The sequence below is a fragment of the Pseudomonas sp. AC247 genome (assembly GCF_979258015.1).
In genome coordinates this window covers 2146600-2168253 of record NZ_OZ409829.1, presented here as the reverse complement: position 1 = coordinate 2168253, position 21654 = coordinate 2146600, and the positions used below count along the sequence as shown (strand labels likewise).

The window sequence follows — 21654 nt, the reverse complement described above, 5'->3', positions numbered from 1 at the left end:
CCGACATGATCACTACAATGCGCCATCGCAACGTCAGTGACATGGATGCGCATATGCAGTTCAGGAAGAATATCAATGCGTTACGGGCACTGGCCGTTCTCTCGGTGGTGCTCTTTCACTTCAAGATCCAGGGTTTTGACGGCGGGTTTGCCGGCGTCGACGTGTTTTTCGTGATTTCCGGATTCCTGATGACCGGAATCATCTTCACAGGCCTGCAACAACAGAAATTCTCCCTCCTCGGGTTCTACGCCTCCCGAGCCCGGCGGATCATTCCGGCGCTGCTGACGTTGTGCGTGGCACTGCTGATCTTCGGTTACGTGTACCTGCCGCTGGATGATTTCCGCGAGTCGATCCGCACGATCAAAAGCAGCCTGCTGTTCAGCTCCAACTTCCTGTTTGCCAAAGACGGCAATTATTTCGACGCGCCCTTGCACGAGAACTGGCTGCTGCACACGTGGTCGCTGTCGGTGGAGTGGCAGTTCTACATGCTCTATCCCGTGCTGATCATGGGGTTCTACAAATACCTGGGCGCAGAAAAAACCAGACGTGCGCTGCTCGTGCTGGCATTGATTTCGTTCGGGGCGTCGGTGGTGTTGTCGCAGACAAAGCCGATTTTTGCCTTTTACATGCTGCCGACGCGCGCCTGGGAAATGATCGCTGGAGGTCTGGTCTTCCTGTTTCCGCTGCGTCTCAGCCAGCGCAACGGTTCACTGTGCGAAGGCCTGGGCCTGGTCGCCATCTTCATCAGCGTGCTGTGCTTTTCCGAGGATGATCTCTGGCCGGGTTACCTGGCGCTGTTGCCCGTACTGGGGACGATGCTGGTGATCTACGGCAACACCCAGTCGCTGTTCAGTCGCAGCAGAGTCTTGCAGTTTATCGGCAGCATCTCCTACTCCGTTTACCTCTGGCACTGGCCGCTGGTGGTGCTGTTGTACCTGTGCGGTCTGTTGAGCAGTTGGCCGCATGTGCTGGGGGCGATCGCTTGTTCATTGCTGCTGGGTGCCCTGTCTTTCTACTGTGTCGAATCGAAGGTCAAGAAGGTTTCGACAGCCCCGCGAACGCTGTTCAAATTTGCCTCACTGACGGTCGGGGTCATTGCCGTGGCGGCGATGACGTCATCGCTGGTCAAGCAATATCCAGGCGCGCGATTGGCGTTTGTCGACCTCGGTCAACCGCAGTACACCAGCAAGTTGTACCCGCAGGAATGCTACCCGAACGCCTACGCGGCGGCGGACTGCAAACTGGGCACGGGTGAAGTCTCGGTGATTTTGTTCGGCGACAGTCATGCGCAATCGACTGCCGCCGCCGTACAGATAGACAACCCGCAAGCCGCCCTGTCGTGGTCCCGCGGCGGCTGCCCGCCCCTGCAGAACTTCGAGATGCGCGACAAGCCTCTGCAAAGCCAGTGCCTTGCCTTCAATCACGAAAAGCTTGAAGTGCTGAAACACTCATACCAGGGGGTGCCGGTGGTGCTGTTCAGTCGGGCGGCGCTGTATGCCGATCCAGGCAGAAACAACAGCTACCGCATTCGCTTTCCCGAGCAAGTGGCGCCCGGCGAATCGGCTTTTGTCGATGCCTATGTGGCCGAATACAGCAAAACCGTGTGCGAGATTGCGCAAAACCACCCGGTTTACATCGTCAGGCCGATCCCCGAAATGCCTTTCAGTGTTTACAAAGGCTTGAATCTCAATCAGCGTTTGTTTCAGCAGGCGTCCGACATTTCCGTCCCGCTGGTCGACTATCAAAAACGCAACAGAATCGCCAATTTCACCATTGAAGCCGCCGCCAGGCAGTGCAACGCAACAGTGATCGATCCAACGCCTTACCTGTGCCCGAACGGCAACTGCATGGGCTCGCGGGACGGCGTGCCGTTGTATTTCGACGACAACCATCTGGTCGATGCTGGCAATCAGCAACTCAAAGGCGTGTTCAAAGAACTGATCAAGTCCATTTAAGGCCGCGCGACGACACGCGCTCTCGACTTGAAGCCCCAACCCTGTTGCATGCCCGCAGCCGCCAGCAGGATCGCGACTACGCCGAGCCATTGCAGTGGCTGCAGGTGGTGGCCGAACGCGAACCAGTCAACGAAAATCGCGGCGATCGGGTAGATGAAAGACAGCGCGCCGGTCAGCGCCGTCGGCAATTTCTGAATCGCGCCGTACAGCAGCACATACATCAGGCCGGTGTGTACGATGCCCAAAGTGATCAGGCTGGCCCAGGCGCTCGGCGCCTGCGGCAACGCGCTGACCTGCGCGAACGGTGCCAGCAGCAACACCCCGGTGCACACTTGAATCAGCGCGATCAGGTGTGGCGGCGTGCCCGTCAGGCGCTTGATGATCAGTGCCGCGATCGCATAGAGCAAGGCTGCGCCCAACGCCAGAGCAATGCCCAACAAATAGTCGCTGCCGCTCTCGCCCTGCGTGCCATGAGCGCTGACAATCGCCAGCATTCCGGCAAAAGAAATCCCTAGCCAGAACAACTTTTGCAGGGTGATTTTTTCGCCAAGCAACAGCGCCGCCAATCCGACCAACATGAACGGCTGCACGTTGTACACCGCCGTGCCAATGGCAATCGAGGCCCGCGAATACGAGGCAAACAGCAGCAGCCAGTTGCCGACGATGGCTACGCCGCTGAGTATGGCGAGCAGAAAGGTAGTACGGGTCAGAATGCCCGGACGCAAAAAGCCGAATGCCGCGCAGATCAGTAACAGGGTCGCGGCGCCGAATACGCAGCGCCAGAACACCACGTCGAGTACGGGTTGCCCGGACACCAGCACGAACCAGCCGATCGTTCCGGAGATCAGCATGGCAGCGGTCATCTCCAACGAGCCGCGACGGGTGGATTTGTCCATCATTAATCTCCTGAGCATTAGGCGAAAGCATGGCAAAAGTATGCCAAGCCGACACGGCACCGCTCCAGCGCAAAAAGCAGGCTAAACTCGCCATCTGCCTTTTTTATCGTGGGTAGTTTTGCTCATTTGCCTAATCCAGGAGTTTCCCAATGACCGACGATATTGATCAGATCCTCATCAGCGCATTGATGGAGGATTCGCGGCGCTCGCTCAAGGCGCTGGCGCACATCAGCGGGTTGTCGTCGCCCAGCGTGGCCGAGCGTCTGCGGCGCCTGGAGGAACGTGGTGTGCTCAAGGGCTACACCGTCGAGATCGATCCGAAATGCTTTGGCTACCAGTTGCAGGCAATCGTGCGCGTGCGGCCACTGCCGGGGCAATTGCAAGAGGTGGAGCGGCAGATCATGTCCATCCCCGAATTCACCGAGTGCGACAAGGTCACCGGTGAGGACTGCTTTATCGCCCGCTTGCACGTGCGCTCGATGGAGCAACTGGACACCCTCCTCGACCGCTTGAACACCTTGGCGGAAACCAATACCGCGATCGTCAAGAAGACCCCCGTCAAGCGCCGACTGCCGCCGATGGCTTAAGTGCTATTTCTGCACGTTCAGCGTAGATTGAGTTTTTTCCGGCGAAGGATTGGCGGCGATGAGAATTCAGTTAATGGTGCTGGCAGCGTTGATGCTGGTGGGTTGTGGCACGGTTCAGACGGTCGTGCGCAGCGATCAGGCGGCAGCGGATGGCTTGAAGAAGCAGAAATCCTATTGCGGCGCAGTCCCTCGGATCTACAGCGGTGTCATGTACGATTTTTGCAGCCTGCATGCGCCTTTGGGCGAGGGCAAGGACGCAAACGACTACAACACGGCTGTCCCAGGGTTATTGGTTGACGCGGTGGTGTCCGGAGCACTTGATACCCTGCTGCTGCCCTATACCCTGTATCGGCAAAGTACCGACGGCAGCATCATCATCAACTAATCCCCCTGTGCTTTCCTGCAGTCGAAAAAAAACCCGCCTAAGCGGGTTTTTTGTTGCTTCACAGGCTGCGATCAGTCGTCGCGGCTCATGATGCCGAAGATCTGCAACAAGCTGATGAACAGGTTGTAGATCGATACATACAGGCTGATGGTCGCCATGATGTAGTTACGCTCGCCGCCGTGAATGATGGCGCTGGTCTGGAACAGGATGCACACGGACGAGAACAGCACGAAACCTGCGCTGATCGCCAGTTGCAAGCCGCTGATCTGGAAGAAGAAGCTTGCCAGCGTTGCACCCAGCAGGACGAAGAAACCGGCGGTGATGAAACCACCGAGGAAGCTCATGTCCTTGCGAGTGATCAGCACGTAAGCCGACAGACCACCGAACACCAGCGCCGTCATCGCGAACGCCGAACTGACAACTTCAGCGCCGCCCTGCATGCCCAGGTAACGGTTGAGGATCGGGCCGAGCAGGAAACCCATGAAACCGGTCAGCGCAAACGCGGATACCAGGCCCCACGCGGAATCACGGAGTTTGTTGGTGAGGAAGAACAGCCCGTAGAAGCCGATCAGCACCACGAAAATATTCGGGTAGCCAACACGCATCTGCTGAGCGACGAAAGCCATCACACCGCTGAATGCGAGGGTCAGCGCCAGTAGGCCGTAAGTGTTGCGCAGGACGCGGCTAACCTCTAGCTGCTCAGCCTGCACGCTGTTATTAACTGCGTAATCCTGTTCGCGCATGGCGACACTCCTGTTGGTTTGAAACGTTCAGTCGCAAAGATCATAACAGACGCTCTGTAACAAGCCATGCAGAGAGTTTGACAGTGTGTTTCATTCAGGTATTATGGCGCCCGCAACGCAACGGAGGTGTGGCCGAGTGGTTTAAGGCAACGGTCTTGAAAACCGTCGACTGTAACAGGTCCATGAGTTCGAATCCCATCGCCTCCGCCATCTTATGTACGACAAAGCCCTGATTATTCAGGGCTTTGTCGTTTCTGGCGTCCTGAAAAATTTCTGCCGTGCCAGATGCGTTCCATAACTTTTGTGGATGCGCTCCATGACTCGCCTTGTTTTCCCCCTTCTATGGCGTCCTGCCGAACGTAAAACACTCTTCATGTAACACGGTGCTAGGAGTCTTTTTCTTGGAGTGCTCGCATATGGGATATACCGACGGCAATATGATCCGTCAGCACTACGGGACGTAGATCAATCAGGACGGACCCGGCGTGGTGGGCATGCTGCAAAGTAGGTATTCTGCAGAGCGCTGTAGTCACAGATCTTGCCGCACATGAAAAATCTGATGCCCTTCACATCATGGCACTTTTGATAATCGTCATAGGTGATCGTGTTGCCACTGGTGATCTGGGAGTCATAGGCGATCACGCCATCTTTATAGGCAATGGGCGTCATGCGCGGCCGCGCTAGGATTTTTGGTGTTCGAGTAAGTGCAAAGAGTTGAGCTGAACGGAAAGCGGGAATATCGGATTCTGAGATCGAATCCACCCTTTAGGCTTTCCCTATGCGCAATTTTCTCCGTGCAATCGTGTTTTTTACTCTCCTGCTGCTACCAGCCTCAACCCACCATGATGTTGGTCTGCACCTGTGCGTGCCCGTGCGGCAAGGAAACGACCAGGCCCTGGGGCAAGCCGGCAGACTTGGCAGCGTCGACGGCCTTTGCGATCGTGGTATCCAGTTCGATCAGTACTTTGTTGATGTCTTGACTCAATGGCAGTGCGTGGCGAAGGCGCGTTACGTTGGTCACGCTTCCCTCCAATCGGCGAGTTGGCTTTTTTGGGAAAATGCAGTACGCGAGTCGGGTATCATCGGTTCTCCTAGAATTTTCGAGAACGCAACGCTCATGCATGGACGCCTTTTGTTGGCCGCTCTGGTTATCTCCCCCTCTCTCGCTATCGCAGCCCCTTCTCCCTACGCCTACGACGAAGCCCCTAGTGATGGCTTCATGTATGCCATGAGGTATCAGCAAGCGAAATTGGCTTGTAGCTCGCTTCCAGATGACCTTGAAGCGGACTATGCAAAGGCGATGCGATTGACCGCAGAAAACAGCTCCGAATTTGAGAAGACCTACACGAAAGGCCTGGCAGCAAACCCACGGTGGCGTAAACCTGCGACGGCTGAAGAGCAGGAGGCAGAGTGCAATCAAGCACAGGTGGCGCTTCGTGTGACGGTCAGACTTGCACGGCAGTGGTTCCCCGGCGGTTGGTAACAACTAGCAGCATTCGCAAAGTGCAATCTGTCTTATTCGGCCTTCCGGCTAGGCAACTTAAAGTCAGTCACCCGATCCGCGATGTTGCGGATCTTCTCCCCCCAGGAAGCCAACCCAGCCGCCGGCGAAGGTGGCCATGCTCTGGGGTAGGCCGAATGTAGTGGTCACCAACACTCCAAGCTACAAGGTATAAGAAATACCAACCTGCACAGTCCGCGGTGCCCCCGGATAGGCGTAGACGTTACCGAATGCGCCCTCTTCGTAGTCACGATCAAAGAGGTTTTTCACGTCAAGATTGAGCCGCACCTTGTCATTGATCTTGTAGAAGCTGAGCAGGTCGACAACGGTGTAGCTGCCCATCGAAAAAGCCGTGTTGGCGGTTTGTCCGGCGCGCTCGTCGACGTACTTGAGCCCGGTGCCCAAGCCCAGCCCCTTGAGGGTGCCGTCCTGGAACTCATACATGTTCAGCAGGCTGAAGCTGTTTTTCGGGATGTTCATCAGTCGCGTGCCAGAGCGCAGTACGTTGTCTTTGGTCACTTCGGCATCGACATAGGCGTAGCCGCCAATCACGCGCCATTCGGGCGTCAGGTTGCCGGCAACGTTGACGTCGAAACCACGGCTGCGCACCTCGCCGGCCGCAACGCTGAAGGTTGAATCAACAGGGTCGGTGGTCAACACGTTGCGCTTTTCGATTTGATAGACCGCCGCGTCGACACTCAACTGCTGATCCAGCGCTTCCCACTTGATCCCCATTTCGTAGGACTTGCCTTTCTCCGGCTCGAACCCACCGCCCTGGCGACTGGCGCCGGTGTTCGGCTTGAAGGAGCGAGCGGTATCGGCGTACACCGCCAATGTGTCGGTCAAATCGTAGGTGACGCCGATGCGCGGTGTCACCGCATTGTCACTCGCCTGCCAACTCTTGGCGCCGGGCACGTAGGTTTCGTAGTCATGTTCGAAGCGTTCGAAACGCGCTCCGGCCAGCACTTTCAGTTTGTCGGTCAACGCCACCTGATCCTGCACAAACGCGGCATACGTCTTGAGGTTTTCCTTGTCGTGAGTCGGCGTGCGGGTGAGTGCCGGACGCGGCTGGCCGTACACCGGGTCGAAGATGTCGATCGGATAGGCCCCGACGGCTCCGCTGGAGCGTTGAATGATCGACTTGTAGTCGTAATCCTCATACTCGATGCCGGTAAGCAAGGTGTGCTGCAAACCCGCGGTATCGAAATGCCCGGTCAGATTGAGCTGGGTATCCTTGTCGGTCCACTCCAGCTTGCGATAGTTGAAATTGCGCCCCAGGGTGCGACCGTCAGCGGCAATACCGTTGGCCTCGATAGCGTTGCCCTTGAGCGATCCGTCAAGCCACTGAAAACCGCCGCCCAGGGTCCAATCGTCGTTGAGCATGTGCTCGAAACGCAGTTGCGCCATGTTGTTATCGTTATGCAGTTTGCCTGCGTCTTTTTCGCCAAAAAAACTGTCGCGCGAGGCGGTACCTGTCTGTTTCGCATAGCGGGTAACGCCTCGATCCAGAGGCGCGTTGTTGCGCATGAAATCGCCTTCGAAAACCAGCTTGGTCGCGTCGGTTGCCTGCCAGGAGAGCACCGGCGCGATGCCGTAGCGCTCGGTTTCGACGTGATCGCGAAAGGTGTCGCCGCCCTCGCCCACTAAGTTCAGTCGATAGGCCAGACGCCCTTCCTCGTCGAGCGGACCGGAAGCGTCCAGCGTGCCGCGCTTCATGCCCTGATCGTTGAGCTGGCTACCCAGAGTGACGGTGCGCTCGGCCAACGGCTGTTTGGACACCACGTTGAAGGTGCCGCCAGGATCACCCCGACCGTAAAGCATGGTGGCCGGGCCGCGCAGCACTTCGAGGCGTTCTATGGTGTTGGCATCCGGCATGTTCGGATAGCCGCGGTTGATCGGAAAACCGTTGCGATAAAACTCGCCGGTGGTGAAGCCACGCACGGTAAATGTGGTCAGGCCCTGACCACCAAAATTGTTCGCCCGTCCCACGCCCCCGGCGTAATCGAGCGCGTCCTGCAAACGGGTGGCGCCCAGATCCTCGACCGCGTCTTTCGAGACCACACTGATCGATTGCGGGGTTTCGTGGATCGACGTGTCGGTGCGTGTGGCACTGGCTGAGCGAGTCGCCCGATAACCCTGCACCGGGCCGTCTGCCCTTTCGTAATTCGCAGTGCCGATAACATCGGTCGCGTCCAACTCCAGCGTCGAGGGAGATCCCTCCGTTTGTTCAGCCCATGAGGCAGGCGACAACACTTGCAGCACACAAATGGAAAGCAGGGTACGACGCATGAAGAAAGAAACCTTTACGAATAGGCCAATACAGGGAGTAAATCCGCCAAAAACTCCCGCGCATGCTATACAAACCCATTCGCAATTAACACAAATTCCCATTAACGTTTAAGTGGCCATTGTGCAGGAACGCTTTTGGCCAGTAACAGACATTCGATTTAGTGCCTGTTCGAACCGACCTTGCAGATCTCCACCTAGCGATTGCAGCTTTTCTAGCTACGCTTGCCAGCAAGAGATTGGTGCACGTACGCCCACTCTTTAATCGTCTGGCAAGGGAGCCAACAACCATGGATAGCACTCAGGGCGTTTATCCATCAGCGACCGTTCTTGTGGTCGACGACACCCCCGACAACCTGATGTTGATCGCTGAGTTGCTGAAGGACAAATATCGGGTCAAGGCCGCCAACAGTGGCGAGAAAGCCTTGCGCCTTCTACAGGCCGACCCCCTTCCCGACCTGATCCTGCTGGACATCATGATGCCGGGGCTGTCCGGTTATGACGTTGCCGAGCAGCTCAAACTTGATGCCCGCATTCGCCATATACCGATCATTTTCCTGACCTCCATGACCGCCACGGAGGACGAGATTCGCGGCTTGAGCCTCGGTGCTGCGGATTACATCACCAAGCCGATCATCCCCCCGGTGCTCATGGCCAGGGTCGAGACGCAGATCAAGCTCAAGGCCGTTGCCGATTTCCTGCGCAATCAGAACGATTTTCTGGAGCAGGAAGTGCAACGGCGTACCCGCGAGGTGATCGCCATCCAGGATGTCACGATCCACGCCATGGCCTCGCTGGCCGAAACCCGTGACAACGAAACCGGCAACCACATTCGCCGCACCCAGCACTACATCAAACGGCTGGCTGAACTGTTGCGCAATCATCCGCGCTTCCGGCACTTCCTCGACGACGAGACCATCAAGCTGCTCTTCAAATCGGCACCGCTGCACGATATCGGCAAGATTGGCATTCCCGATCGTATCCTGCTCAAACCGGGACGGCTGACCCCGGAAGAATTCGAGGTCATGAAGACCCACACCACATTGGGGCGCGACGCCATCCAGCACGCGGAGGATCAGTTGGGCATAAACGTCGACTTCCTTCATTTGGCCAAGGAAATTGCCTACGGCCATCAGGAAAAGTGGGATGGCAGTGGCTATCCGCAAGGCGTGGCCACCGACGACATCCCGATCAGCGCGAGGTTGATGGCCGTGGCAGATGTCTACGATGCGTTGATCAGCCGCCGCGTGTACAAGCCCGGCATGCCTCATGAGCAGGCGGTGAAAATCATCCGCGAAGGCCGGGGCTCTCATTTTGATCCGGACATCTGTGACGTGTTTCTCGCCAATGCCGAGCAGTTTCGCGCAATTGCCGAGCAATTCGCCGACAGCGACCAGGACATGGCCAGGCAGTTAGCCCTGCTTGAGCAGATTGCCGACCGGCCCTGAGCCCCGCGCATCCGTTTGCACATCCCGTTGAAAGAGGCCGTTTATGAACAGACTGTTCGAGATGCTCGAGCGCCTGTCTCTGCGCAGTAAATTGATCATCGGCTTCGCTGCGCTGCTGATATTGATCCTGATATTGGGCGTGCAAAGCCTGCGCACCCAGTATTCGCTCAAAAATGAAATGCAGCAGTTGTACCAACAGGATCTGGTGGGTATCCAGCATGTGCAGGAAGTTCGGGTGCAGTTGCCGCATCTGTTGCTCGCCATGCAACGTGCAATCGCGACCAACAATGCGGACATCCGAATCAGCGCCAGAGCCCAGATGGATGCCGCCCAACAGCGACTCCACGAAGCGCTGGAGCAGGTTCGCCCGACACTGCGCCGAAAGAGCAGCATCAGCAGCCTGGTGGAATTCGAAGTGTTATTGCAGCGTCTGCAAAAAGATGGCGATGAAGCACTGGAATTGGCCGGCAAAGGCTCTCTGGGGCAGGCGTTGATGTTGCTCAACAGTAAGGACTTTCTTGCGCTGGAACAGGGCGGCGACGGGCTGCTCACCCAGATCGAAAAGAACAAGGAAGCCGACATCCACGATACAGCGAAGAACCTGGCTGAGTACGCAGAGCGCAGTACTACGATCACGTACATCTTGCTGCTGGGTGGTTCGGCACTGGCCTTGCTGTTGACCTGGCTGGTCAGTTATTCCATTCGCGTGCCGCTGAACCGCGTACGTGTGGCCGTGGACGAATTGGCGTCGGGCAAGCTCGACGGCCAGATCCCGCACACCGACCTGCGCAACGAAACCGGCGATCTGGCGCGGGCCATTGCCACGCTGCAGGTGGAGGCTTGTCAGCTTGAGCGCCAACGCTGGGTGAAAGCTCACGCCTCGCTCATGCAAGTCGATCTGCAACAGGCCGAGACGCCGCAACAATTGGCCCAGGCTTTTTTCAGCCGCATCGCGCCCCGTCTGGGCATGTGCCAGGGGGCGCTTTACGTGCTCTATGAGGGCGCGGCGCGCCTGCAATTAGTCGGCGGTTATGCGGTGGACAGTGAGCACCCGTTGCCCGCCGAGCTTGAACTCGGTGAAGGGTTGCTTGGCCAGTGCGCGCTGGATCGCCAACCCCGTCAGCTTGAGGATCTGCCCGAATCGTTCTGGCATGTGCGCGCGCAGTTGGGCGCAACTGCCGCCAGCCATTTGCTGGTGCAGCCGGTGCTGCGTGGCGAACGCCTGCTCGGGGTTATGGAAATGGCCGGTTTTCGCCAACTGGAAGAGAACCAAGCGCTGCTGCTGCAAGAAGTTCTGCCCAGGCTAGCCGGTGCCATGGCCATTATGGAACGCAGTGAGGCAGCCCAGGCGCTGCTCTTGGAAACTCGCCGTCAGGCAGACGAAATGGGCGCGCAAGCCTTGCAACTGGAACATCAGGCCAGCGAGCTGGAGGCCCAGCAGGTCGCACTGCGCGCCACCGAGGCCTGGTACCGCGGCATCATCGAGGCGGCACCGGATGGCATGCTGGTGTTGGGAGCCGACGGTCGCATCCTGATGACCAACCCGCAAATGGACACTTTGTTTGGCTACTCACCGGGCGAGCTGATTGGCGCCAGCATTGAGCGTCTGGTACCGCAGGCTGCCCGCCAGCGGCATGTCAAGTTACGCGACGGGTTCATTGCCAGCGGCGGAACCCGGCAGATGGGCGGCGATCTGGACGATCTGAGCGGCGTGCGCAAAGACGGCAGCCTGTTCTCCGTGGAAATCGGCCTTTCCCACTTGCCCCGTCTGGAGGGTCGTGGCGTCTGCGTGTGCGCCTCGGTGCGCGATGTCAGCGAGCGCAGGGCAATGGAGGCCAGGTTGCGCACTGCCAGCGATCGCCTGAACCTGGCACAGGAGTCCGGTGACATCGGTCTGTTCGACGTCGATCTGGTCAGCGGCACAAACTATTGGACTCCCCAACTCGAAACCCTGTTTGGTCTGGAGCCTGGCGGGTTCGGTGGCACGCTGGCGCACTGGCAGGCGCTGGTGCATCCCGACGATTTGGCGCGGGTCAGTAGTACGTTTGAGAGCGCCGTGCAGAGTGATAATGATCGCGTCGAATTCGACTTTCGCATCGTGCGCAAAAACGATGGGCAGGTGCGCACGTTCCGCTCGCTCAACCGTTTTTCCCGCACGGCGGACGGCAAGCCTTTGCGCGCAACCGGCATCAACATCGACGTCACGGCACTGGCAGAGGCCAGGGCCACGGCCGAAGAGGCCACTCAGGCCAAGAGCGAGTTTCTCGCCAACATGAGCCATGAGATCCGCACGCCGATGAACGCCATCATCGGCATGAGCCACTTGGCGCTGCGTACCGAACTGGATAATCGTCAGCGCAACTACATAGAAAAGGTGCACCGCTCGGCGGAGAATCTGCTGGGGATCATCAACGACATCCTCGATTTTTCCAAGATCGAGGCCGGCCGGATGAGCCTCGAACAGGTGCCTTTCCGCCTGGAAGACGTGCTCGACAGCTTCGCCGCCATGATTGGCCTGAAGACCGAGGACAAGGGTCTGGAATTGTTGTTCCAGATCCCGCCCGACTTGCCCACAGCCCTGCTCGGCGATCCCCTGCGGCTGGGGCAAGTACTGATCAACCTCGGCAACAACGCGGCCAAGTTCACCGAACACGGAGACATTGTGGTCGGCGTGGAAGCAATTGGCACGCTCACGGACAGCGTGCAGCTGCATTTCTGGGTGCGCGACACCGGCATCGGCATGACTGTCGAGCAATGTTCACGCCTGTTCCAGTCGTTCAGTCAGGCGGACACTTCGATCACCCGCAAATATGGCGGCACCGGTTTGGGATTGTCTATTTCCAGGAAACTGGTGGAGCTGATGGCCGGCCGAATCTGGGTCGAAAGCGAGCCGGGAGTCGGCTCCACGTTCCACTTCCAGGTACAACTCGGCGTACAGCAAAATGTTCTGCCACCTCGTATGTTCAAGGCTGGCGAGCTGTCAGGCATGCGTGTTCTTGTCGTGGATGACAACGCCAGTGCCCGTGAAATCCTCTCGGGCATGGCGCGCAGCTTTGGCCTGGAAGTGGACGTCGCACAGAGCGGTAGTCTGGCGCTGCACATGTTGGCCGACGCCGAGCATAAGGTGCTGCCTTACGATCTGGTCTTGATGGACTGGCGCATGCCGGGCATGGATGGCATGGAAGCCGTGAGCAAAATGCAGTCCGCCAGTCTGATGCGCACCCCATCGGTCATCATGATCACCGCTTTTGGCCGCGAAGAAGCCCGCGAAGAAGCCGAACGCCAGGGCATCCAGTTACCGGTGGTTCTGACCAAACCCGTCACGCCGTCCTCATTACTCGAAGCCGTCGGTGTAGTGCTGGACAGAGACACGCAAAGCAATACTCGGGCTGGCGAACGCACCCAAGAGAATGCCAGTACCGTAGCCAGTCTAAATGGCGCCCGGCTGCTCTTGGTCGAAGACAATGAGCTGAATCAGGAACTGGCCAGCGAGCTGCTGGAAAGTGTCGGCATACGCTTGCGACTCGCCACGCACGGCCAAGAGGCGTTGGATATTCTCGGCGAGGATGGCGACTTCGATGGCGTACTGATGGATTGCCAGATGCCGGTGATGGATGGCTACACGGCCACCCGAAAAATTCGCCAGCAACCGCGCTTCAGCACTCTGCCAGTGATCGCCATGACCGCCAACGCAATGGACGGTGACCGCGAGCGCGCGCTCGAATGCGGTATGAACGACCATATCTCCAAGCCACTCAATGTCGAAACCATGTTCGCCACAATGGCAAAATGGATCAAGCCACGAGCCGCTCAAGCATCGCTGAGCGCAGGTTTCGCCGATGGCTTGCCAGATCGTCTTGAGGGCATTGACCTGACTGCGGGACTCGCCACCTGCATGGGGCGGCGGGATCTCTACTTACGTCTGCTCTGCAAGTTTCGCGATACTCAGACAGATTTTGCCAAGCAATTTCAGGCGGCACGGATCGATCCGGATCCTGGTGCTGCCGCACGGCTGGCGCACAGTTTGCGCGGCACCGCCGGCAACATCGGCGCCAAGGCAGTGGCGCAGGCCTGCGCTTTGCTGGAACAGGCCTGTCAGGACGGCGAACCGGTTACGGTAGTGCAAGCGCTAGCGACGCAGGTCGAGCATTGCTTGCTCCCGACCCTGGCGGCCCTGGCCGACCTCAAGGCAGACAAATCGGCCGGCACAGGTGATGGCCTGCAGAACGACTCGGCAATCAACGAGCAACTGAACAGGCTCGTGGGTCTTCTGGACGAAGGTGACACGGCGGCTTTGGACGCGCTTGCGGGACTGCGCAACATGCCACTCGCTCGGGCGTTGGCAGAGCGACTGGCACAGGTCGCGGTGCAGGTAGAACTGTTCGACTTTGATCGCGCCTTGAAGCTTCTGGAGGATAAATGAGATGAGTCACCCGCTCCTGCTCGGTTCATTGGCAGTACTCTGCATCACACCCAAAAAAGGGAGACGGATTTATTTCAGACAATAAACCCGTCCCCCTTTTGCGCGTTGATTTCTTGGCTAGGGACCTCGCTTCCTGGCCACTTATTCCGAATCAGCCAGGCACAAAACCCTAGGCCGGCTGCTTCAGCTCGACGTTATCCAACGCCTTGTTCACCGCCAACTCCCCCAACATCACCACCTGCGCAATCCCCAACAGCGTATTGCGGTTCGGCCCTTCCAGCATCCCGGCAAAATCCCCGAGCATCACCGTCGCCGAGGCCAACGACTCACAGGCATTGACCAGCAACGTTTCCGTGTCGGATTGCGGGTTGACCATGAACAAAGTGCTGGGGCTGTACGGCGTCGCCATGATCTTCTCAGGCGCAAGATAATGATCAAGCGCCCGCTCCGCCGCCGCATTAAGCTTCTTCGAATCGAATGATTCATACGGCGACGCCGGATCTATCACCGGCGGACTGTTAGTGGTTTCGGACATCAATTGAAACTCCACAAGCACCCATCAAGGCACTCCAAAAGAAATATGAATCCCCACCCTGTAGGAGCTGCCGCAGGCTGCGATCCCTTGATCTGCTCTTCAACAATCGAAAACAAAATCAACAGATCGCAGCCTACGGCAGCTCCTACACAGAGTTTCGCGGCCTAGCCGTCAATGACGCAGCGCTTAGTTCGGCAAGCGGCGACCATCCAGAACTCGATTCACCATCAACTCACTCAGCATGATCACCTGATGCAGCATCAGCATGGTTCGGCGTTGTGAGTTGTCGACGACATCGCTCATGTCTCGTGCCATGTCACTGGCGGCGGCCAACGACTCGCAGGCTTCGAGGAGTAGTGTTTCTTCGTCCACGGCGGGATCGATGAGGAAGATCTTGCTGGTTTTGCGGGATGGGATTGAGAGCTTGAGTGAGCCGGGGTTGAGATAGAAATTGATGGCGCGGTCGGTCGCCTCTCGTATCTTTTGAGGCTCGAGGGTTGGGTCGTACGGGATCGGATCGGCGTCCGGTGGGTTTGGGGTAACTTTGAACATAGATGAAGCTCCTAACACTATTAATGGAGGCTTCACCCTTTCGCTACCAAACGAAGGGTGGCGGCCATGCAGAGGTTGGTAGACCGGGTGTTAGGATCCGGCGCGCCCTAGGACGCCCTATACATGGCCACCATAATCGAGCGAGAAACCTCGACGACAGTGGGCTGTACAACTAACACCGGGCTACCAAACCCGATCACTGTTTTTCAGTGACGGGGAAACGATATAGCCCGCTGCATAGTCGTGTATGCCGGCGGATTCTGGCGTACGCGTAGGCAACGGCGCAAGGCGTTGTAGCCTTTGTGGCGTAACGGTTTGTGTAATTTAAACGCGCTTGCCGAGTTATGTTTATTCGAGGGGAATGCCTGATTCCTTGCTGGTTTTCTCGTACAAACCATTACTGATTCAGAACGAAGCCACCCTTATTGAAGGGCTGCTTTCGGCCAGAAGCAGCCTCTCAGGGCGGGGCAGAAACGGACGTCTGACAAAACACCTATTCGTCTTAAATACGATCCCCAATGGCGAACAGCACACCGGCACGATCAGGGGGCTGCGGTATCTTGCCAAGTACAAGGCACCGGACAGTGCCAACGTAATCATCTATCACACAGAGTGAGGAGATTGTGTGCGGCAACCTAGATTGCCCAGCATCGTTTACTGATGGCGATCAGCCGCATATGATGTACCAACTGAAAGAACGTCAGCCCCAAGGGCCTTAGCAATGGAAGCTAATCGTGAATATCTGCGCTCACGACATCATACTACTCAAGTCCGGCAGCTTGTTGCGATCACATCCGAACACGCCCGTTACCTCACTAAATGCCATGTGTGCCGCCGAACCGTTTTTTTTGGGGGGGGCACGCAACTGCAGCGCTTCTCAACCATTCAGAATAGCCGGTTCCAATCTGACAAAGAACGCTGAGCGCTATATATGAAACTTCATGAAGTTAAGGCTCGCGAGTTGAACGGTAGAGATACCATTCACCGATTTAAGGCCCAATTCAAAGCCGCAAGCCTAGAATGCTTAGCACTCCTCGAAGACTGCGCCATTGAGCGAGTCTTTTGCGACTACCACGAAGATTACGTGGTCAAGTTTATGGATGACGGGGAGATTTACTACCGCTTCGTACAGGTCAAAACAAAGACAAAGCAGAACCATCTTTACAACATCCTAGAGATATTTGGTATCAAAAAAACCAAAAAAACCGGCCACGATTTACCTAACAGCTTTGCCGGCAAGATGTTATTGCACGTCGATAACTTCGGCGACACCTGTCACTCTCTCGTCATCTTAACGAACATCAACTTCGACGATGATGTCGAAGGGTTGGTCAACGATGCACAATCCGGCAATGTTGTATCCAAACACACGGCAACGCTCATAACTGAAACTAAAAATCTTGTACCAAGTCTAGCAGCAAAGACCGACAAAGAAGTTCTCGACTTCCTGTCCCACCTAAAGCTAGTGCCTCGCCAGCAAATCCTGAACGAGGACGACGACAACTTCGTTTCAAGCGCACATGGTCAAATTTACAAATACAGTGAAATCAATTTAACTCCGAAGGAGGTTCGGCTTTTGATCATTCAGCTTCTATCATTAATAGAAAGCAAATCATCAGAAGAAATAAAAGACTGCATGACCGAGGATATGCTTAATGATAAAGCGAGTGTGACCCTCGATGACATGCTCGACATCCTTGCCATTTCTCGCCCGGCCTATTATCTCCTCAGAAATGGCGGCGACTCGAACGCTATTAAAAGCGTTTCGATTCTTCAGCGCGTATTAAAGCGAAATAACTATAAAGAAGAAACGCTTAACTCATTTGCAAACTTCAAGTCGCAGTGGGAAACCTGGTATCGAGTTAACAGGCACACAATCCAAGAGCTAAAACTACTTGAGCTGATGGATGAAATAACAAGTCTGACAGATAACCTAGCTGTCGGGAAAATAGACATGAAGACAATTACTGGCGCGGTCATCAAGCTAACAACTGATCTTCGCAAGTTATTAGACCGCAATGACCTAACTGAAGAATTAATTTTTGGAGCCGTACTGTCTGAAATCGTGAAAGGAGAGTCTTCATGAATTTCCGTGAAGCTGTGGCTGCAGCAAACACTGAGTCCCAAAGCCTTAACTTCTCGTACTCGCCAAGAAACAGGTCTGACGTTTTGGGTAATGAGACTTTATTTCATATCCCTTTAATTGCATTGACCATAATTTTACTCGCACGTAGCCAAGCAAAGCCTAAACGTAACGACATTGGCATGCTGGTTGGGCAGTGCTTTGAACAGAGCATTGCCAGTTTCAAGGGTTCAACGCAAGAACTAGGTTGGTCTGCGAACTTAAGAGTAAGAACAATTAAGGCGCTGACATTCTTGGAAGACGCTGAAATGGTCGTCGTTAATAAACACAACTCTCGGATCGATGCCGCAGAGCCTGGCAAGAAATTCATAGACAAAGTCATGAGCGAAGAAAGCCACCTTTGCGTGGCGCTCTTAACCATCAAAAGATCATATAGAAATATCTGCAAAGAACGAGACATCGAGGCCAAACTAGATGAAATTTGAATCCCTGCAGTTCTTTGCAAGCCATGGTGGTGGATGGGGTTCTCAAGAGCTGAGGTTTGGTAAATCTGTTACTCAGCTATTCGCCCTTAATGGAAGTGGGAAAACACCGCTAATCCAATCCATCATGTTTTGTCTCGGATTAGACGTCCAGTTTCGTGAAGATATCATTCGGAATACTGGAAAGGTCGTTCTGCGAGTAAATATAAACACTAACTTACTTTCCTTTGAGCGGAAGGTAGGGGAGAAATACGACATCACCGTTAGCAGCGACGGCAAAACTATCAATCGCTTCTATAACGATGAAGACTTTTCCAGGTTCATGCTGGGCATCTTGAACCTAAGATCTGAGCGTCTGACTACCAATAGTGACACCGCTACAATTCCGTATTTCTCGGCGATACTGCCACTATTTTATCTAGACCAAGACACCGGTTATTCGGACTATTACGTTCCGCCGCGACATAGCTTTATCAAAGCTCAGTATTCCGAAATGATTCGCCTAGCCGTGGGCCTCCCTGCCAGAAGCTCATTCGACGCGGCCAAAAAGACGATTAATCTCAAAAAAGAACTCGACTACCTGGATAAGACTATCACAGATAGCCGTAAGCTTATGGAGAGGCTACGACAAGACCTCCCAGCCGCTCCACGACTTGAAGCAGATATTGAGCGTGATATTACCTCACTAAAAGCTCGTCTTGATGAGTTGAAGACAACCAAGGACATTAAAAGCGAGACATTAAACAGCTTCGACTTTTTGATTACCGATCTTCGTCGCCAGCACCGAGAGATAGCCTCACAGCATATAACCCTAGAGTCGAGGATTCGCAGTTCGTCTCAAATACGAGATGAGATCGAAAGCGAAATCGAGACACTGGATTTGAATGAAGAAGCTCGCCGTGCATTCATTTCTTTTAGCGAAATATGCACAACCCCCTCGTGCGGGATGTTTCTCGTCAGCTCTGACTCGTATGGCAAAAGCCTGCTTTATCTTAAAGATCAGCTGAAAGACCTGGAAGCCGTGACCGTCGCGAATATACAGCAGGCTGAAGCTCTGCAGACCAAGATGACTTGGCTAGAAGGACAAATCGCTGATCTTTCCGCAAAGAGAGGGATTGCAGAGCGCGAAGCAGGGATTGAGATGTTCATTGAGGCGATCAGTAAAATTGCCTCCGAACTCTTCGAGTTAGAGCTCGAAAAAGGTCAACAACAGAAATACAAGAGCCAAGAAGGTAAGCACCTCGAACTGCTGAATCGGCGAGAGGCGGTTCAAAACGAGCTAGAGTCTCTCGGAAAAACCAGAGAGCAATCTCCGGATGTAATGCGATTCAAGCTCGCGTTAGCTGAGAAAATGGCCCGTTGGCTCGACATCCTAAACTCCAAGAACATCTCCAGAGAGATCCATATCGACAGTGATCTGAAGCCAATTCTTGGCTCTGAGAAGCTTGGGATCATCAAAGGAAGCTCTAAGGCTCGTACGGTGCTCGCATTCCACGCTGCTCTATTTGAAATCTGTACCGGCAATCCAACCTCGCCCTTCCGAACATTGATATTCGATACCCCTCGGCAGCAGGAGATTCACTCAGAGGATCTGGATGCGTACATCAAAGAGCTAAAAGTAGTGGCTTTAAAAAATAACGCTCAGGTTATCTTCTCGACCACCAGTTACCGCTTCGAGATCGACCCGGCAACGGATGAAGAATGGCTTCCAAAGTTCGGTGGTTTTGAACAGCCAATGTACCTCGGATATTTCAATAATATTCTGGGCTCATAGTCTTTAGTTCTCAAACTGCTCCAGCAGTACGAACTACCCCCCTTCACTGTACAAGGTGCTCCATGACAGCTTTGGTTCAGCTTCTCAGCCTTATCGGCCAGGTTGTTCTTTATGAAGAAAGTAGTTGAGACGCGACCTTGAATCCCGTTAGTTTGTAGACGCTAAAGGGCTGCTTTTAGCCGGAAGCGCACACTCACCAAAATTTGGTTAATTAAATAAAGGAATGAAAACAATGACAACCAGCCAAGAAAAGCTAAAGTCAAGGGTCATGGAGTGGCTTCAGGAAGAAGGATATCCATTAGAGTTTTATACAGCAGCTGTTTTCTCAAAGAGCCACTTTGAGGTGACTCAAGGCGCGCATGTTATTGACAAGACCGGGAAGGCGCGCGAGCTAGACATTATAGCGGGTCACAGCAGGTTAACAAATAGTTCAAATTTTAAGCTATGCAGAGTAATTGAATGCAAGTGGAGCGGTGATAAGCCTTGGATATTGTTCAAAGATAGCAGCACGGTTCTCTCCTCCATTCAAATCGCCAACTTAATATCATCAAAATCAGGTGAGGCACTCACGTGGGCAATGGCAGCTGACAAGTCGATTACTGATTTACCTATTTTTTCCAGTAGCGGGTTCTCATTTTCCGGGCGGCAGGCGCTTGGCAAGAGCGACTTATTCTACCAAGCGGTGCAAGGTGTTGTAACAAACAGCATTAGTTTGGCTCGACAGTACGATGAAATATACCCAGCCGAGCATCCAGACAAGGAAGTTACTGTTTTCGTAGCACTGCCCACGATTGTTGTTTCCGGTGAGCTATTTGAGGCCAGCTATCAGGCAGACAACGACCAAGTTAAACTGGAGTCAGTGAATCACTCACGTCTGTATTGGCAGGGAAATGAGGATCGTCACTCTGGAGTCGTGGTTGATATAATTACAAAAGATTACCTTTCAGATTTCCTAAATGAGCAGCACTGGCAAATGGGAAGGCTTCTAAATGAATTTGGCAGCTACCTCAATCTCTTGCAGTTCAGCTTCAGTAATAAAACCACAGAATTCCTTCAAGCTCCGGACTGCCAGCGTGGATATATAGGGAAGCCTGAATTACTAGAGAGAATGCAGATAGAAAGCGTCAAGTCATAAAATAAGCACTCGAAAAAACCACATCCTCAATACCCCCACCAACTGGAGTTCTAATGAGTTGCCTAATTTGCGGGATCTCTCCAACAATAAAGTCTCACCTTATACCAAAGGCCATGGCTCAGGAGGTGCAAGCGGGAAAGGCTCATGCTGTAGCTATCAACCCTGATAGTTATGTTTACACTCAGTCAGGAGTATTTGAGCGCGAGATTCTGTGTGGAAATTGTGATAACAAGCTCGGGCATTACGAAAATATTGCAATCAAAGCATTTCGCAATATACGTCAAGATGCCAAAGATAAAAGCTACCGCGAGTGCACTCTGATGGGGGTGGCAGGTGACGACATTCTTCGATTTGCGGCTGGGGTTCTTTGGAAGTATAGTGTTGCATCCGAAAAGAATGGTAGAGTTACTCTCGGGCCTTACAAACAAATACTAGAAGATATTGTTTTTCATAACAAGCCGATACCATCAAGCGTCGACGCTATCCTTTTCCGCCTTAAAACGCATGATGCAGACGATGGAGTGTTCGCCTACCGGCTGCCGTCGCCAGATCGGCAAGAACTTGTTAATGGCTATCGTCTCCTTGTGGGCGGTATATTTATTTTCATAAAGCTTGATAAGCAATCTCCCCAGAATGGCGCCCTACAGAGGCGCTCTATACGAGGCAATCCTGACTTGCGCTACACCGTGATGCCGGCTCAGGATTTTGAAGAGTATCAGCGTGCGGACGAACTAGCACATGGCGGGCAACTATCTTTGTTCTTAGATAAGCAAGATATTTAAAGCGATCAATTGTCAGAGATAAATAGCGAAATATAATTTCCTTTTCTTGGACAACTCTGCTGATTTACCTCATCCGGGCCTAACGCA

18 protein-coding genes, 1 tRNA gene and 1 pseudogene are annotated in these 21654 nt (G+C 54.5%); 12 read left to right on the top strand and 8 right to left on the bottom strand.

The genetic code is table 11. From position 1 onward, the window contains the following. Nucleotides 1–53: 53 nt before the first annotated feature. On the top strand, nucleotides 54–1955 hold the full coding sequence (locus ACZZ0B_RS10140) for an acyltransferase family protein (protein WP_463546923.1): 1902 nt from the start codon (nucleotides 54–56) through the stop codon (nucleotides 1953–1955). Here the strand turns inward: ACZZ0B_RS10140 and ACZZ0B_RS10135 are convergent. Further along, nucleotides 1952–2851, bottom strand: a complete 900-nt coding sequence (locus ACZZ0B_RS10135; RefSeq protein WP_463545069.1) for a DMT family transporter — start codon at nucleotides 2849–2851, stop codon at nucleotides 1952–1954. The two genes, ACZZ0B_RS10140 and ACZZ0B_RS10135, sit on opposite strands and share 4 nt — an antisense overlap. 149 nt (nucleotides 2852–3000) lie before the next feature. On the opposite strand from ACZZ0B_RS10135, the gene ACZZ0B_RS10130 reads away from it, so the two are divergent. Both ACZZ0B_RS10130 and ACZZ0B_RS10125 read left to right on the top strand, forming a co-directional pair. Beyond that, a complete protein-coding gene (locus tag ACZZ0B_RS10130) occupies nucleotides 3001–3438 on the top strand; it encodes an Lrp/AsnC family transcriptional regulator (protein ID WP_008081511.1) in 438 nt (145 codons plus the stop codon). Between the two features lie 58 nt (nucleotides 3439–3496). Next, complete coding sequence (locus ACZZ0B_RS10125) at nucleotides 3497–3823, top strand: YceK/YidQ family lipoprotein (RefSeq protein ID WP_008081509.1); 327 nt, start codon at nucleotides 3497–3499, stop codon at nucleotides 3821–3823. A 71-nt stretch (nucleotides 3824–3894) separates the two neighbouring features. Here the strand turns inward: ACZZ0B_RS10125 and ACZZ0B_RS10120 are convergent, their stop codons facing one another. Beyond that, complete coding sequence (locus ACZZ0B_RS10120; RefSeq protein ID WP_008081508.1) at nucleotides 3895–4566, bottom strand: Bax inhibitor-1/YccA family protein; 672 nt, start codon at nucleotides 4564–4566, stop codon at nucleotides 3895–3897. A 122-nt stretch (nucleotides 4567–4688) separates the two neighbouring features. Between ACZZ0B_RS10120 and ACZZ0B_RS10115 the strand changes: the two genes are divergently transcribed. Further along, nucleotides 4689–4776 (top strand) — tRNA-Ser (locus ACZZ0B_RS10115). Nucleotides 4777–5031: 255 nt separating this feature from the next. On the opposite strand, the gene ACZZ0B_RS10110 is transcribed toward ACZZ0B_RS10115, so the two are convergent. Together ACZZ0B_RS10110 and ACZZ0B_RS10105 are read right to left on the bottom strand one after the other, a co-directional pair. Then, nucleotides 5032–5328, bottom strand: coding sequence for a hypothetical protein (locus ACZZ0B_RS10110; RefSeq protein WP_463545068.1), 297 nt, complete (start codon nucleotides 5326–5328; stop codon nucleotides 5032–5034). Nucleotides 5329–5398: 70 nt separating this feature from the next. Beyond that, complete coding sequence (locus ACZZ0B_RS10105; RefSeq protein ID WP_463545067.1) at nucleotides 5399–5587, bottom strand: hypothetical protein; 189 nt, start codon at nucleotides 5585–5587, stop codon at nucleotides 5399–5401. A gap of 114 nt (nucleotides 5588–5701) precedes the next feature. Here ACZZ0B_RS10105 and ACZZ0B_RS10100 point away from each other — a divergent pair, with 114 nt between their 5' ends. After that, nucleotides 5702–6049 carry a hypothetical protein gene (locus ACZZ0B_RS10100; RefSeq protein ID WP_463545066.1) on the top strand — a complete coding sequence of 116 codons (348 nt, stop codon included), beginning with the start codon at nucleotides 5702–5704 and terminating at the stop codon, nucleotides 6047–6049. A 32-nt stretch (nucleotides 6050–6081) separates the two neighbouring features. Here the strand turns inward: ACZZ0B_RS10100 and ACZZ0B_RS10095 are convergent. Then, nucleotides 6082–6205, bottom strand: a pseudogene (locus ACZZ0B_RS10095) (phage holin family protein); the annotation flags it as partial. Between the two features lie 24 nt (nucleotides 6206–6229). Next, nucleotides 6230–8356, bottom strand: a complete 2127-nt coding sequence (locus tag ACZZ0B_RS10090; protein WP_463545065.1) for a TonB-dependent siderophore receptor — start codon at nucleotides 8354–8356, stop codon at nucleotides 6230–6232. A gap of 287 nt (nucleotides 8357–8643) precedes the next feature. Between ACZZ0B_RS10090 and ACZZ0B_RS10085 the strand changes: the two genes are divergently transcribed. Together ACZZ0B_RS10085 and ACZZ0B_RS10080 are read left to right on the top strand one after the other, a co-directional pair. Beyond that, nucleotides 8644–9801 (top strand): response regulator, encoded by a 1158-nt coding sequence (locus tag ACZZ0B_RS10085; protein ID WP_440094088.1) that lies wholly within the window; start codon nucleotides 8644–8646, stop codon nucleotides 9799–9801. 43 nt (nucleotides 9802–9844) lie between these two features. Then, nucleotides 9845–14224 carry a response regulator gene (locus tag ACZZ0B_RS10080; RefSeq protein ID WP_463545064.1) on the top strand — a complete coding sequence of 1460 codons (4380 nt, stop codon included), beginning with the start codon at nucleotides 9845–9847 and terminating at the stop codon, nucleotides 14222–14224. A 169-nt stretch (nucleotides 14225–14393) separates the two neighbouring features. Here ACZZ0B_RS10080 and ACZZ0B_RS10075 read toward each other — a convergent pair whose 3' ends face one another. Together ACZZ0B_RS10075 and ACZZ0B_RS10070 are read right to left on the bottom strand one after the other, a co-directional pair. After that, nucleotides 14394–14759 carry a DUF6124 family protein gene (locus ACZZ0B_RS10075; protein WP_463545063.1) on the bottom strand — a complete coding sequence of 122 codons (366 nt, stop codon included), beginning with the start codon at nucleotides 14757–14759 and terminating at the stop codon, nucleotides 14394–14396. A gap of 186 nt (nucleotides 14760–14945) precedes the next feature. Then, a complete protein-coding gene (locus ACZZ0B_RS10070) occupies nucleotides 14946–15311 on the bottom strand; it encodes a DUF6124 family protein (RefSeq protein WP_008080779.1) in 366 nt (121 codons plus the stop codon). Between the two features lie 931 nt (nucleotides 15312–16242). Here ACZZ0B_RS10070 and ACZZ0B_RS10065 point away from each other — a divergent pair. From ACZZ0B_RS10065 to ACZZ0B_RS10045, 5 genes are all read left to right on the top strand, one after another. Continuing rightward, the gene (locus ACZZ0B_RS10065; protein ID WP_463545062.1) at nucleotides 16243–17397 is read left to right on the top strand and encodes a dsDNA nuclease domain-containing protein; all 1155 of its coding nucleotides are present in this window, start codon (nucleotides 16243–16245) and stop codon (nucleotides 17395–17397) included. Beyond that, on the top strand, nucleotides 17394–17879 hold the full coding sequence (locus tag ACZZ0B_RS10060) for a hypothetical protein (RefSeq protein WP_463545061.1): 486 nt from the start codon (nucleotides 17394–17396) through the stop codon (nucleotides 17877–17879). The genes ACZZ0B_RS10065 and ACZZ0B_RS10060 overlap by 4 nt, the downstream gene beginning before the upstream one ends. Beyond that, nucleotides 17869–19650 (top strand): hypothetical protein, encoded by a 1782-nt coding sequence (locus tag ACZZ0B_RS10055; RefSeq protein WP_463545060.1) that lies wholly within the window; start codon nucleotides 17869–17871, stop codon nucleotides 19648–19650. Before ACZZ0B_RS10060 ends, ACZZ0B_RS10055 begins: the two co-directional genes overlap by 11 nt. Nucleotides 19651–19882: 232 nt before the next feature. Continuing rightward, a complete protein-coding gene (locus ACZZ0B_RS10050) occupies nucleotides 19883–20785 on the top strand; it encodes a hypothetical protein (protein ID WP_463545059.1) in 903 nt (300 codons plus the stop codon). Between the two features lie 53 nt (nucleotides 20786–20838). Beyond that, the gene (locus ACZZ0B_RS10045) at nucleotides 20839–21567 is read left to right on the top strand and encodes a hypothetical protein (RefSeq protein ID WP_463545058.1); all 729 of its coding nucleotides are present in this window, start codon (nucleotides 20839–20841) and stop codon (nucleotides 21565–21567) included. The last annotated feature ends 87 nt before the right edge of the window (nucleotides 21568–21654 follow it).

What these genes read in the sequence shown, in the direction of transcription:
- ACZZ0B_RS10140 (WP_463546923.1), top strand. Translation starts at nt 54, where the DNA reads ATGCAGTTCAGGAAGAATATCAATGCGTTACGGGCACTGGCCGTTCTC.
- ACZZ0B_RS10135 (WP_463545069.1), bottom strand. Translation starts at nt 2,851, where the DNA reads ATGGACAAATCCACCCGTCGCGGCTCGTTGGAGATGACCGCTGCCATG.
- ACZZ0B_RS10130 (WP_008081511.1), top strand. Translation starts at nt 3,001, where the DNA reads ATGACCGACGATATTGATCAGATCCTCATCAGCGCATTGATGGAGGAT.
- ACZZ0B_RS10125 (WP_008081509.1), top strand. Translation starts at nt 3,497, where the DNA reads ATGAGAATTCAGTTAATGGTGCTGGCAGCGTTGATGCTGGTGGGTTGT.
- ACZZ0B_RS10120 (WP_008081508.1), bottom strand. Translation starts at nt 4,566, where the DNA reads ATGCGCGAACAGGATTACGCAGTTAATAACAGCGTGCAGGCTGAGCAG.
- ACZZ0B_RS10090 (WP_463545065.1), bottom strand. Translation starts at nt 8,356, where the DNA reads ATGCGTCGTACCCTGCTTTCCATTTGTGTGCTGCAAGTGTTGTCGCCT.
- ACZZ0B_RS10085 (WP_440094088.1), top strand. Translation starts at nt 8,644, where the DNA reads ATGGATAGCACTCAGGGCGTTTATCCATCAGCGACCGTTCTTGTGGTC.
- ACZZ0B_RS10080 (WP_463545064.1), top strand. Translation starts at nt 9,845, where the DNA reads ATGAACAGACTGTTCGAGATGCTCGAGCGCCTGTCTCTGCGCAGTAAA.
- ACZZ0B_RS10075 (WP_463545063.1), bottom strand. Translation starts at nt 14,759, where the DNA reads ATGTCCGAAACCACTAACAGTCCGCCGGTGATAGATCCGGCGTCGCCG.
- ACZZ0B_RS10070 (WP_008080779.1), bottom strand. Translation starts at nt 15,311, where the DNA reads ATGTTCAAAGTTACCCCAAACCCACCGGACGCCGATCCGATCCCGTAC.
- ACZZ0B_RS10065 (WP_463545062.1), top strand. Translation starts at nt 16,243, where the DNA reads ATGAAACTTCATGAAGTTAAGGCTCGCGAGTTGAACGGTAGAGATACC.
- ACZZ0B_RS10060 (WP_463545061.1), top strand. Translation starts at nt 17,394, where the DNA reads ATGAATTTCCGTGAAGCTGTGGCTGCAGCAAACACTGAGTCCCAAAGC.
- ACZZ0B_RS10055 (WP_463545060.1), top strand. Translation starts at nt 17,869, where the DNA reads ATGAAATTTGAATCCCTGCAGTTCTTTGCAAGCCATGGTGGTGGATGG.
- ACZZ0B_RS10050 (WP_463545059.1), top strand. Translation starts at nt 19,883, where the DNA reads ATGACAACCAGCCAAGAAAAGCTAAAGTCAAGGGTCATGGAGTGGCTT.
- ACZZ0B_RS10045 (WP_463545058.1), top strand. Translation starts at nt 20,839, where the DNA reads ATGAGTTGCCTAATTTGCGGGATCTCTCCAACAATAAAGTCTCACCTT.